Annotated in this window: 12 protein-coding genes and 1 pseudogene; 7 read left to right on the forward strand and 6 right to left on the reverse strand. The window is 68.0% G+C overall.

From position 1 onward, the window contains the following. Position 1: 1 nt before the first annotated feature. Positions 2 to 736 (forward strand): lysoplasmalogenase, encoded by a 735-nt coding sequence (locus NS4_RS14730; protein ID WP_063060103.1) that lies wholly within the window; start codon positions 2 to 4, stop codon positions 734 to 736. Between the two features lie 23 nt (positions 737 to 759). After that, on the forward strand, positions 760 to 1,074 hold the full coding sequence (locus NS4_RS33995) for a hypothetical protein (protein ID WP_063060104.1): 315 nt from the start codon (positions 760 to 762) through the stop codon (positions 1,072 to 1,074). A 28-nt stretch (positions 1,075 to 1,102) separates the two neighbouring features. Here NS4_RS33995 and NS4_RS14740 read toward each other — a convergent pair whose 3' ends face one another. Continuing rightward, positions 1,103 to 1,888, reverse strand: a complete 786-nt coding sequence (locus NS4_RS14740) for a TrmH family RNA methyltransferase (RefSeq protein ID WP_245665415.1) — start codon at positions 1,886 to 1,888, stop codon at positions 1,103 to 1,105. 301 nt (positions 1,889 to 2,189) lie between these two features. On the opposite strand from NS4_RS14740, the gene NS4_RS14745 reads away from it, so the two are divergent. Next, positions 2,190 to 3,380: a glycoside hydrolase family 76 protein gene (locus NS4_RS14745; protein ID WP_084487322.1), complete on the forward strand. Its 1,191-nt coding sequence runs from the start codon at positions 2,190 to 2,192 to the stop codon at positions 3,378 to 3,380. A gap of 87 nt (positions 3,381 to 3,467) precedes the next feature. Here NS4_RS14745 and NS4_RS14750 read toward each other — a convergent pair. Both NS4_RS14750 and NS4_RS14755 read right to left on the reverse strand, forming a co-directional pair. Then, positions 3,468 to 4,103 (reverse strand): annotated as a pseudogene (locus tag NS4_RS14750) (DedA family protein); the annotation flags it as partial. A 30-nt stretch (positions 4,104 to 4,133) separates the two neighbouring features. Beyond that, a complete protein-coding gene (locus NS4_RS14755; protein WP_084487326.1) occupies positions 4,134 to 4,874 on the reverse strand; it encodes a DedA family protein in 741 nt (246 codons plus the stop codon). Between the two features lie 210 nt (positions 4,875 to 5,084). On the opposite strand from NS4_RS14755, the gene fbaA reads away from it, so the two are divergent. Both fbaA and NS4_RS14765 read left to right on the forward strand, forming a co-directional pair. Continuing rightward, complete coding sequence (gene fbaA / locus NS4_RS14760; protein ID WP_063060263.1) at positions 5,085 to 6,119, forward strand: class II fructose-bisphosphate aldolase; 1,035 nt, start codon at positions 5,085 to 5,087, stop codon at positions 6,117 to 6,119. 24 nt (positions 6,120 to 6,143) lie between these two features. Beyond that, the gene (locus NS4_RS14765) at positions 6,144 to 7,259 is read left to right on the forward strand and encodes a BTAD domain-containing putative transcriptional regulator (protein ID WP_063060105.1); all 1,116 of its coding nucleotides are present in this window, start codon (positions 6,144 to 6,146) and stop codon (positions 7,257 to 7,259) included. 4 nt (positions 7,260 to 7,263) lie between these two features. On the opposite strand, the gene NS4_RS14770 is transcribed toward NS4_RS14765, so the two are convergent. Further along, positions 7,264 to 8,553 carry an adenylosuccinate synthase gene (locus tag NS4_RS14770; protein WP_063060106.1) on the reverse strand — a complete coding sequence of 430 codons (1,290 nt, stop codon included), beginning with the start codon at positions 8,551 to 8,553 and terminating at the stop codon, positions 7,264 to 7,266. Positions 8,554 to 8,752: 199 nt separating this feature from the next. Between NS4_RS14770 and NS4_RS14775 the strand changes: the two genes are divergently transcribed. Both NS4_RS14775 and NS4_RS14780 read left to right on the forward strand, forming a co-directional pair. After that, positions 8,753 to 9,412 (forward strand): hypothetical protein, encoded by a 660-nt coding sequence (locus tag NS4_RS14775; RefSeq protein ID WP_063060107.1) that lies wholly within the window; start codon positions 8,753 to 8,755, stop codon positions 9,410 to 9,412. 139 nt (positions 9,413 to 9,551) lie between these two features. After that, the gene (locus tag NS4_RS14780; RefSeq protein ID WP_063060108.1) at positions 9,552 to 10,331 is read left to right on the forward strand and encodes a site-2 protease family protein; all 780 of its coding nucleotides are present in this window, start codon (positions 9,552 to 9,554) and stop codon (positions 10,329 to 10,331) included. Positions 10,332 to 10,643: 312 nt separating this feature from the next. Here NS4_RS14780 and NS4_RS14785 read toward each other — a convergent pair whose 3' ends face one another. Further along, positions 10,644 to 11,759, reverse strand: coding sequence for an FUSC family protein (locus NS4_RS14785; RefSeq protein ID WP_063060109.1), 1,116 nt, complete (start codon positions 11,757 to 11,759; stop codon positions 10,644 to 10,646). Between the two features lie 68 nt (positions 11,760 to 11,827). Further along, complete coding sequence (locus NS4_RS14790) at positions 11,828 to 12,271, reverse strand: DUF3151 domain-containing protein (protein WP_063060264.1); 444 nt, start codon at positions 12,269 to 12,271, stop codon at positions 11,828 to 11,830. Positions 12,272 to 12,353 lie beyond the last annotated feature (82 nt).

Consider the following 12,353-nt stretch of genomic DNA (forward strand, 5'->3'; position numbering starts at 1 on the left):
TATGCGCCCGCTACGGGCCGGATTCCTCGCCGCCACCGCGGTGACCGTGGCGGGTGCGCTCACCGGTCGACAGCGCTGGCAGTGGATGGCCAAACCGCTGATGATGCCGCTGCTCGCGGCCGATATCGCCACCTGCCGAGCCGATATCCTGCCCGCCGACCGGACTCTGCTGTTGAGTTCGCTGGGGGCCGCGACCGTCGGGGATGTACTGCTCATCGACCCCGACGACGATCGCCGGCTCATCGCCGGAGCGTCCTCGTTCGCCGTGATGCAGACCGGGTATGCCGCGCTGTGGTGGCGTCACGGCGCGCGGCCGTCCCCCGCGGTGGCGGTACCGAGGATGCTGGCCTGGGCCGGCGCCGCTGCATTGCTCCGCGCCAAGGCGCCCGCACTCGCCGCGCCGCTGAGCGCCTACGGCGCGACGCTGGGCACCGCGGCGGTACTCGCCTCCGATCCGGCCCTGGCCGCGGACGCGGACAACGTTGCGGGGCTGAATATTCCGAATGCCGATCCGCGCAGCCGGCTCGGGGTGGGGGCGCTGCTGTTCACGGTCTCGGACGGGCTCATCGTGCTGCGGCGGCTCTTCGCGCGTGGTGAACGGTCGCGGCGGGTGATCGAAGCGGTCATCCTGGCGACCTACGGCGCCGCCCAGTTCCTGCTCGCCGACCCGGCCGCACACGAGCGCACACCGCTCGGCAACGCTGAGCCCGAACGGATTTCCGCGGGTAGCGCCTAGGCGCCACCCGATATCATCCCCGCATGAGCTACCCGCCGCCCGCGTACGGTTATCCGGCGTACGGTTATCCGCCACCGCCCGCTCACCCGCAGGCGATCACCGTATTGGTCCTCGGCATCGTCGGAATGATGTTCTGCCAGGTCTGCGCCCCGTTCGCGTGGGTGATGGGACGCCGGACCCTCAACGAGATCGACGCCTCCGGCGGCACCGTCGGTGGTCGCAGCAATGTGCTGGTGGGTTACATCCTGGGAATCATCGGCTCGGTGCTGCTGATCCTGGGAGTGCTCGCGGTCATCGCCTACATCGTGTTCATCGCCATCGCGCTCGGGTCGAACTAGCGCCCGAACACCCGGACGGCACCCGCAGTCACCAGGCGGCGGTGAGGTCCGCGTGCTGGCGGATCCAGGTATGCATGGCGATCCCCGCCGCGACTCCCGCGTTGATACTGCGAGTGGAGCCGAACTGGGCGATGGACACCGTGAGGACCGCCGCGTCCCGCGCGCTTTCGGTGATCCCCGGCCCCTCCTGCCCGAACAGCAGCAGGCAGCGTCGCGGTAGCCGGACGGTTTCCAGCGGTACCGAACCCGGGACATTGTCCACCGCGACCACGCTCAGGTCCTCGGACCGGGCGAATTCGAGCAGGGCCTCGATATCCGGGTGGTGGGTGATGTGCTGGTAGCGGTCGGTGACCATGGCGCCGCGCCGGTTCCAGCGGCGGCGGCCGACTATGTGCACCGCCCCGGCGGCGAAAGCGTTGGCGGTACGCACGACCGTGCCGATGTTCGCGTCGTGTCCGAAGTTCTCGATGGCGATGTGGAACGGGTGGCGGCGGCGGTCGATATCGGCCACGATCGCTTCCCGGGTCCAGTAGCGATACGCGTCGACGACATTGCGGCGGTCGCCCTCGGCGAGCAGAACCGGATCGAGCCGATCGTCCTCCGGCGGTGGCCCGTCGTGCTCGGCCGTCCACGGTCCGACCCCGTTGGGGTTCTCGCCCCATTCGGTCGGGCCGGGTCCGGGCTCGGGGTCCGGGTCGGGATCGTCGGATTCCTGTCGCGCTGCCGGCTGCGGGTCCGGGCTGGGCGCTGTGGCGACGCCGGATATCCGGAGCCGGGCGGGGCCCGGCTCGGCCCCTAGCGCTGGGTTGGTCACGGCACGATCGTAGTGCGGGCGGAACGGGGTGCTGCCGGCTCGGTCCGGTCCACTCGAAACATGTTGGGGCCCGCAGGTTCTGGAGGCGAACGGTTCACTCGCCAGGTCGGAGCATTCGGGAAGTCCGCGCGACACGCCCGGCGTAAACCGGGCTTGACGATATGCTCCTACCCGTTCCTCGGGTTGTTCGGCGCTGATTCCACGAGGTCCGGACCGAATCCGGGCGGAGTCGAACGGTTGCGCGTCGAGTCGGTAACAATTGAGCGGCGGAAAAGTCGATTCGCCTGGCAATATGGGTTTCATGACCCCGCCCAGCGACGATCTCGACGTTCCCCGGCGCTGCGCCGGGCAACAGCGCAGGCCGCTGGGCGACCCCGCGACACGCTGGTCCGAGCGGGCCGACCGGGCCGAGGCCGCGATCATCTCCCGCCATCTGCGGCCGGTGTGGCTGCTGCCGGGGACCGCGCTCGGCGTGGTGGGCTGGCCGTCGATCCGGCGCGAGCGCTTCTTCTTCACCTGGCACTACTGGTGGCAGGCCCATCTGATCGATTGCGCGGTCGACGCCGCCAACCGGGCGCCGACAATCGAACGCCGCAAACGGGTGGCCGCCCTGGTCCGGTCCCACCGGCTCCGCAATATTTCCGGGTGGACCAACCGCTACTACGACGATATGGCCTGGCTGGCCATCGCCCTGGAGCGCGCGGCCCGGATCCGCGACAACGAGGAGGCCGTCGGCGGGCTCGGCCCGCTGGAACAGAAGCTGTACACGGCGTGGAACCCGGCGGTGGGTGGCGGCATCCCGTGGCGGGTGGGAGCGGATTTCTACAATGCTCCGGCCAATGGTCCCGCCGGTATCGCGCTGGCGCGGCTGGGCCGCTACGAGCGGGCAGCGGAAATAGCGGGCTGGATCGACGAGACGCTGCGCGATCCGGAGACCGGTCTGATCTTCGACGGTATCCACCTCCCCGCCCGTGAGCTGGAACGCCCGGTCTACACCTACTGCCAGGGTGTCGTGCTCGGCCTGGAAACCGAGCTCGCGGTACACACCGGCGATTATGCGCATCTCGACCGGGTGCACCGCCTCTTGGACGCCGTGGAGGACCACCTGACCGTCGAGGGCGTGGTGCGCGGCGGTACCGGTGGGGACGGCGGCCTGTTCAACGGTATTCTCATCCGCTATCTCGCGCAGGTCGCGCTGATGCTGCCCGGGAACGAGCACGAACAAGTCGCCGACCGGCGCACGGCCGCGCGCATCGTGAAGGAGTCGGCGGCCGCGGCCTGGGAGAACCGGCTCGATGTGGAGGGCGAACCGCTTTTCGGCCACGACTGGTCCGTATCGACTCAGCTGCCCAGCGGTAGCCGCGGTGCCGGAGGGCTCACCTCCAACGGGGCGGTCAGTTCCTCCCGGGTACCCGAACGGGACCTATCGGTACAGCTGTCGGGATGGATGCTCATGGAAGCCGCCCATATGGTCACCGCGGCCGGCCTGTAGTTCGTAGCGGCTGTGCCCGTTGCCGGGGTGGTGGTTCGCCTGGCCGAGCCCGGGCAGTGGCATGGTGTCGGCATCGGCGGACGCGGAATCGAGTTCGAAGTCCTCGATCGGCTGCGACATCTCCTGCCGGTACTGCCGGATGCCGATGATGGTGCCGACGATCAGGCACACCACCAGCGAACCGATCACGATCGGCATGAGCCAGGAGATCCGCTGGATGAAGCCGCCGGCGTAGTACCCCATCAGCAGCAGGACCGGGGCCCAGATGATCGCGCCGATGGTGCTGGCCACGGTGTAGCGGCGGTGGTCCATGCCGGCGGCGCCGGCCACCATCGGGCACAGGGTGCGCACCCAGGGAATCCAGCGGGCGATCAGGACCGCCACGAAACCGTGCCGCTGCAGCAGTTCGGCGACCCGGACCAGATTGCGGGTATTGATATAGCGCCCGTTCTTACGGGCGACGAGCCGGTGGCCGGTTCGTCGCCCGACCATATAGCCGACCTGGTTGCCGGCGATGGCGGCGACCATGGCGCCCACCGCGAGCAGCCACACCTGGGTTTCGCCCGTGGTGTGGGAGGCCATCACGATTCCCGCGGTCAGCAACATCGAATCGCCGGGCAGGAACAACCCGAGAATGAAGGCGCATTCGAGGAAGACGAAGGTCAGGACCACGGTCCAGACCAGTGCCGGTCCCGCGGAGATCAGGGGTTCGAAGCTGCCCATCGCATGGGGCACGGCCTGGGCGCTCACCACTTACCGAACAGGGGAATCGTTTGCGCCGACCGGCCCCGCGTGATGTACCACCGGCAGGGGCATAGTGCTGTCGATCTGCCCGGGCAGGTCCATGGTGGGAAGCTCCGCGGTCGAGGTCAGGGCGCCGTCGGCGACGGGATCGCCCGCCTTGCGCCCGAGCAGCTTCTTGGCGACCGCGCTGATGCCCGGCAGGATCGAGACGAACACGATGAGCAGGAAAATGGCCTCGACATGGTCGCGGATGAAGGCGACATTGCCCAGGAAATACCCGAGAACGGTCACTCCGCCGCCCCAGGCGACGGCGCCGACGATATCGAAGGCGACATAGCGCTGGTAGCTCATCTTGGAGACCCCGGCCAGCACCGGCATGAAAGTCCGGACGATCGGGACGAAACGGGCCAGGATGATCGTTTTGGGGCCGTGCTTCTCGAAGAATTCGTGCGTTTCGGTGACGTAGCTCTTCTTGAAAAAGCGTGTGTCCTCTTTGTTGAACAGCGCGGGACCGATGGCCCGGCCGATCCAGTACCCGCACTGGTCACCGGCGAAAGCGATGAAGACGACGGCCGGAACCAGTACCCAGATGGACACCGGGGGGTTGGGTTGCGCGGCCAGCAGACCACCGGTGAAAAGCAGCGAATCGCCGGGCAGCAGTGGGAACAGCAGGCCGGTCTCGATGAATACGATCACGAGGATGGCCGGAAGCACCGCGTTCTTCAGCCAGGTCTCGGTCAACAGGTGCATCGGGTCGAGCAGTTCGGTCAGAGCCAGATTGCTCGTCACCGCGTCGGTAGCTGCCAGCGCAATCACCCGGCCCACAGTACCGGTTACATCGACCGCTGTACGGTGCGGCGGCGCAAACAATCCCCTTATACCGGATGAAACCTGCCTGCCTTAGGGTATGTGCAGAAACAGACAATCCCACGTCTGCCGCACAACACGGAGGTCTTCACAGTGCCGATCGCGACTCCGGAGGTCTACGCCGAGATGCTCGGTCAGGCCAAGGCGAACTCTTTCGCCTTCCCGGCCATCAACTGCACATCGTCGGAGACGATCAACGCGGCGATCAAGGGTTTCGCCGAGGCGGGTAGTGACGGGATCATCCAGTTCTCCACCGGTGGCGCGGAGTTCGGTTCCGGCCAGGGCGTGAAGGATATGGTCACCGGTGCGGTCGCGCTGGCCGAATTCGCCCATGTGGTGGCCGCGAAGTACGACATCACCATCGCGCTGCACACCGACCACTGCCCCAAGGACAAGCTGGACGGGTTCGTCCGGCCGCTGCTGGCCATCTCGCAGGAGCGGGTGGATGCGGGGCGCGATCCGCTGTTCCAGTCGCATATGTGGGACGGTTCGGCCGTGCCGATCGACGAGAACCTCTCCATCGCGCAGGAGCTGCTGTCCGCCGCTGCCGCAGCGAAGATCATCCTCGAGGTCGAGATCGGCGTCGTCGGCGGTGAAGAAGACGGTGTCGAGGCCGAGATCAACGAGAAGCTCTACACCTCGCCCGCCGACTTCGAGAAGACCATCGACGCGCTCGGCGCCGGCGAGAAGGGCAAGTACCTGCTCGCCGCCACCTTCGGCAATGTGCACGGTGTGTACAAGCCGGGCAATGTGGTGCTCAAGCCCGAGGTGCTGGCCGAGGGGCAGCGGGTGGCCGCGGCCAAGCTGGGCCTGGCCAATGACGCCCAGCCGTTCGATTTCGTGTTCCACGGCGGTTCGGGGTCGCTGAAGTCGGAGATCGACGATTCGCTGCGTTACGGCGTGGTGAAGATGAACGTCGACACCGACACCCAGTACGCGTTCACCCGGCCGGTCGCCGCGCATATGTTCAGCAACTACGACGGTGTGCTGAAGATCGACGGTGAGGTCGGGAACAAGAAGACCTACGACCCGCGCAGCTACCTCAAGAAGGCCGAGCTGTCGATGGCCCAGCGGGTGGTGCAGGCGTGCAACGACCTGCGGTCCGCAGGGCGTTCCATCAGTGCCTGATCTCTTCGCACCGTCCGTAGCCGGATGACACTCGATCTCCGCGTGCTGGGGCCCGTGCGTCTACTGGTCGGCGGTGAACCGGTGCCGGTCGGCGGGCCCAAACCCCGGGCCCTGCTGGCCGCACTCGCGGTGAACCGGCGCCGCGCCGTGTCCTCCTCGACCCTGGCCGATATGGTCTGGAACGAGGAGCCGCCGGATGCCTACGCGGCCAGTCTGCAGGTGTTCGTTTCGAATATTCGCAAGGCGCTGCGCAATTCCGGGATCGACCCGGCGGGTGTGCTGCGCACGGAGTCCTCGGGCTATCGGCTCGAGATCGCCGACGATGCCTGCGACCTGGGCCGCTTCGAAGCCGCCCGGGACGCGGGCACCCGGGCGTCGGGGGCCGGCGACCACGCCTCGGCGTCCCGGCTGTTCGCCACCGCCCTGCGTGAGTGGAACGGCCGGGCGCTGTCGGATCTGGCCGGACTCGGTTTCGCCGACAGTTTCGCCACCGCCATGGAGGAGGAGCGGCTGCTGGCGGTATCGGCCCGGTTCGACGCGGAGATCGCGTGTGGCCGGGCCGCCGCCGTGATCGGCGAACTGGTCGCGCTCACCAGTGAGCACCCGCTGCGGGAGCCGCTGTGGGGCCAGCTCATCACGGCGCTCTATCTGTCCGAACGTCATGCCGACGCGCTGGAGGCGTGCCGGCGGGTGCGGGCGGTACTGGCCGAGGAACTCGGCATCGACCCCGGGCCCGCGCTGGTGGAGCTGGAACGGCGGGTGCTGCGCCAGGAACCACTGAGCACCGTCGAGATGAAGAGTGTCGAGCGGATGGCCGCGGCGATGACCGATACGGTCACCGAGGTGCCGCGCACGGTACGGAGCGGTCAGCTGCGGTTACCGGACGGGCGGACAGTGGTGGTCGCCCACGGCGGCTTCCGGATCGGCCGGATGACCGATAACGATCTGATCCTCGACGATCCGAAGGCCAGCCGGTATCACGCCCTGATCAAACTGGGCCGGGCGGGACTGCTGATCGAAGACCTCGACTCCGCCAACGGAGTCTTCGTCAACGAGCAGCCGATCGATTCCGCGCTGCTGGCCGACGGCGATGCGATCCGGATCGGCAATACCGTGCTGGCCTTCCAGGCCGTCCGCTGAGGTATCAGCCCAGCACGTCGTGGCGGACGATGGTCTGCTCGCGGCCCGGTCCGACCCCGATACAGGACATCCGGGCACCCGAGAGCTCCTCCAGCCGCCGCACATAGGCCTGGGCATTGGCGGGCAGCTCCTCGAAGGTCCGCGCGCCGGAGATGTCCTCCCACCAGCCGGGCATCTCCTCGAAGATCGGCTTGGCGTGATGGAAACCGGTCTGGGTGGTCGGCATCTGCTCGACCCGTTCGCCATCCACCTCGTAGGCCACGCAGATCGGCACCCGGTCCAGGCTCGACAGCACGTCGAGTTTGGTGAGGAAGTAGTCGGTGATGCCGTTGACCCGGGTCGCGTAGCGGGCGATGACCGCGTCGAACCAGCCGCAGCGGCGGGCCCGGCCGGTGGTGACGCCGACCTCACCGCCTGTCTTGGCCAGATAGGCGCCCGATTCGTCGAACAGCTCGGTCGGGAACGGGCCCGAGCCCACCCGCGTGGTGTAGCACTTCAGGATGCCCAGCACCGTACCGATCTGGTTGGGTCCGATGCCCGCGCCCACTGCGGCGCCGCCGGCGGTCGGGTTGGACGAGGTGACGTAGGGGTAGGTGCCGTGGTCCACGTCCAGCAGGGTGCCCTGCGAACCCTCCAGGAGCACGGTCTCACCGCGTTCGAGGGCCAGGTTCAGTTCCAGCCGGGTATCGCTGATGCGGTGCGCGAATCGCTCCGCCTGGCCGAGAACCTCCTCGACAACCTGCTGGGGGTCCAGGGCGCGCCGGTTGTAGATCTTGACCAGCACCTGGTTCTTGAACTCGAGCGCGGCCTCGACCTTCTGGGTGAGGATCTTCTCGTCCAGTACATCGGCGACCCGGACCCCGACCCGCGCGACCTTGTCCTGGTAGCAGGGGCCGATACCGCGACCGGTGGTGCCGATCTTGTTGTTGCCGAGGAACCGTTCGGTGACCTTATCGATGGCCACGTGGTACGGCATGATCAGATGCGCGTCGGCGGAGAGCAGCAGACCCGAGGTGTCGACATCCCGGTCCTCGAGCCCGGCGAGTTCGTCGAGCAATACGCCCGGGTCCACGACCACACCGTTGCCGATGACGTTCTTGACGCCGGGGGTCAGGATGCCGGACGGAATGAGGTGCAGCGCGAAGTTGTCGCCGTTGGGTAGCACCACGGTATGGCCGGCGTTGTTACCGCCCTGGTACCGCACCACCCACTGCACGCGGCCCCCGAGTAGATCGGTGGCTTTGCCCTTGCCCTCGTCACCCCACTGGGCTCCGATGAGGACGATTGCCGGCATGGTCGTGTCTCCTACGATTCGACGCGCAACACTCGAGTGCTGCAGCTACCTGCCGTAATGCGGAGGAAGCCGGGAGCACAGTCTAGCCGAGACCGTGCGGGCGCCGGGGAACGGTCGCCGGGGCCGGGCCGTTGCGCGGGTCGCCACCGGGCACCCTTTACACTCATGGGTGACCGGTCCGAGGGAGGGTGTTGGGCGTTTGAGTACCCAGGTTCTCCGCTGTGCCGACGCACCGGTACCCATCGCCCTCGCCGCGCAGCCCACCGCGCAGACCGGGGCAATACCGGACACCGGCCTGATCGACGAGCTCCTGCCGGTGCTGGCGGCCGACAGCCTGCCGCGGCTGATCGTGCTGGGCGGCGACGCGGCGCTGGCCGCTGTGCTCACCCACCTCATGCGTACCGAGCGGTTGCACGTGGAAGTCGGCTATGTACCCCTGGAGCGGACCTACGCCGCCGAGGCCTATGACCTCGCCACCGGAAACGCCGCGGCGAAACGGGCACTGGAGGGTTCGGCCATCGAAACCCCGCTGATACGCGACGACACCGGTACCGTGCTGGTCGGGCGCGCCAAGATCACCGGGCCAGGGGGCGGTCAACTGAGCGGTGAGGCCTATGTCGACGACACCTGCCTGTTCTCCGGCTCGATCCGGGCCATGTTCGTCACCCCCACGCTGGAGTTGCCCGGAGTCCGAGCGAGCTATCCGCGCCGGTTCCGGCGCCGCCGCTGGACCTACGGTCGTGCCGCGCAGCTCGGTACACCCGCAGCGGTGATCAACCGCGACGGTATCCAGAGCGACCGGGTGGTCCCGCGGTCGACGTTCTACCGGCATCACGAACCCTGGCGACTGGTCCGCTGATGCGGAACCCCCGCCGACGCTTCGTCCTCCGCCGTCCGGGGGCCGGCCGGTCCGCGCAGTTCGGACGGACTGCGGTGGGCGGACAAGGGTTGCTTCGCCGTCGGCGGATCGGTCCGCAAGAGCGGATGGGTGGGCGGCCGTGACCCCCGGCGTACCGGCTCTGCGGCGCGGTGCGATCCGTCCGAGTCCGGTCTTCCTGCTGGTCGTGGCTCTCGCGGTGGCCGGCGGTGTGCTCGCCTGGGGCGCGGATCTGGATTCGGTATGGGCAAAGGCCGGTGTTTTCGTACTGGTGGTGTTCGGCTGGGTGGTGAGCCTGTGTCTGCACGAGTTCGCTCATGCCTATATCGCCTACCGGGCCGGAGACCGCGAGGTGGAACTGCGCGGCTACCTGACGTTGAATCCGCTCAAATACAGTCATCCGCTGCTGTCGATCGTGCTGCCGATGGTTTTCATCGCGCTCGGCGGAATCGGGCTGCCGGGCGGTGCGGTGTATGTGCACACCCATCAGGTGCCGACCCGTACGCAGCGATTGATCAGTGTGGCGGGCCCGGCCGTGAACGCGGTGTGCGCGGTGGTCCTGCTGCTCATCGTGCGGTTCTTCGGCAGCGCGCAGGAGCATCCGGCGTTCTGGTTCGGGCTCAGCTTCCTGGCCTTCCTGCAGGTGACCGCCACCCTGCTGAACCTGTTGCCCATCCCGGGCCTGGACGGTTACGGCGTGGTGGAACCGTCCCTGAGCTACCAGACCCGGCGCGGGCTCGAACAGTTCAAACCGTTCGGCATGCTGATGCTGTTCGCGCTGCTGTTCACCCCGGCGATCAATCAGGTCTTCTTCGATGCCGTGTACGCGCTCTACGACCTGTCCGGGGTATCGGAGCAGTGGTCGCGTTACGGCGGATATCTGACAAGGTTCTGGGCGTAGCCGATCCGAGAGGGCCCGCCCGGCGCGGCGCCGGCCGGACGGGCCCGGATTCCCCGCCCGGGCCGGCGTCCGGGTATCCGAAACATTCGACGCTGCTGCGCCGTGTCGGCGACGCGGCACACGGGAGGGGTCCGACCGAACCGGCTGTGGGCCGGTGCGGTCACGTTTCAGATTAGTGGAGACCGGCCGCCACGGCACAGTGGTCGACTACTCGGATACCGGCTGTGGCCGGGCGAAGAGGTGCCGCGGCCTGCGATCGCGGAATCGGCCGATTCCGGCGATCCGGTAGTCGACGATGCCGGCGACCGGTGCCTAACCGGCTGTATCGGCGGGCCGATTGGTCGGTGTCACATACGGATGGGGAACGGTGGGCGGTAGCAGCGCCAGGGCGGAAACGCGTTGTACCCCGCATACCTGCAGCAGGTCCACCAGCGTGGACCGGATCTGGGCGAAAACCACATGCGCCGACAGACCGGCCCCCGCAACCAGTTCCGGGCGTGCCTGTTTGGCCACCGAGCGCAGCACCCGGGCGGCCTCCGCGCGGTCGGGTTGTTCGCCCGGATCGGTGATTATCATGCGCCGTACCACCTCGACCGCGGCGGCCAGCTGCTCCACTTCCACGATCAGGCCCGGATCGAGGATCTCGTCATCGCGCACCAGGGTCAGCGAACGGCGCAGCAGCACCCGAGTGTTGCGGACCGCGTTGTCCAGCGGATCGGCCGCGGCGCGTAAACGCTCCAGCCGGCCGCGCGAATTCCAGTACAGCGGAGATATCCGGCTCACCTCGCGGCCTCCTTCCAGCGATTTGCGCAGCGCATCCAGCTGCGCCTGGGTGGCCCGGACCGCCGTGAGCGCGCTGTGTACTTTGCCGGGGTCCTGTTCGAGCAGGCCGTGGGCGCCGTCGGTGAGCGATTTCGCCATGACGCCGAGAATCGCCGCCGCCTGCTCGCGGGCCCGGCGCACCGGATGCAACGGCACCGCGGCGACGACCACCACCCCGACCAGCCCCCCGATCAGCGCGTCCACCATGCGCGAGAAGCCGGCGCCGGTCTCGGGCGGCATCAGGGTGGCCACCAGCACGGCCGAACCCGAGGCCTGGATACCGATGATGGCTCCGCCGTCGAGGAACACTGCCAGTGCCATGGCCACCGCCACCACCAGAGCGATCTGCCAAACCCCGGTACCCACACGCGAAATGAACAGATCGCCGACGCCGATACCGACCGCGACACCGACCACCAACTCCAGCGAGCGGCGCAGCCGCGCGCCGAAGGCGGTGCCGATGGACACCACCGCCGCGGTCGGCGCGAAGAAGGGGAGCGCGTGGCCGACCACGTCCTTGGCCAGGAACCAGGCCAGTGCCGCCGCCAGTGAGCACTGCAGAATCGGGATCGCCGAGAGGCGGAGCCGCTTCCAGGAACGCCGCATCCGGTCGGCACCCCTGGCCCGGGCTCGGCCCACCGGGGAATTCGGGTCGATCAATGCCGCGGGTGCGTTCAGCCCAGACCCAGTTCGCCGGCCGCTCGCGGATCGCAGTCCTCGAGCAGGTCCAGGCAGCGGGCGTACTCGTCGGATTCCCCGATGGCCTTGGCCGCTCGGGCCAGGGCCGCGACACTGCGCAGGAAGCCACGGTTGGGTTCGTGCTCCCACGGGACCGGACCGAAGCCCTTCCAACCGTTGCGACGCAGCAGGTCCAGCCCGCGGTGGTAGCCGGTGCGGGCGAACGCGTAGGCGGCGACGACATCGTGGTTGACCGCTTCCGAGGCGTCGGCCGCGCGTTCGAGCGCGGCTTCGGCCAGGGCTGCCCACGCGATCGAGGCGGCGGGATTGTCGGCGGCGACGCGCACCGGATCGGTGCCGGCGTCGAGCGCGTCCTCCGCGTCGTGTAGTTCAGGAAGCAGTACCGGTTGCGGGCCGAGCAGATCACCGAACGAGGTCATGAGCTTCATTGTGCACGGGTATCGGGAATGCTCGATAGGCTGGCCATCTACGTCACATTCTGTTAGCCAGCAACGAGGGGTA

This window comes from Nocardia sienata NBRC 100364, assembly GCF_001613205.1.
In the GTDB taxonomy this organism is placed as follows: Bacteria; Actinomycetota; Actinomycetes; order Mycobacteriales; family Mycobacteriaceae; genus Nocardia; species Nocardia sienata.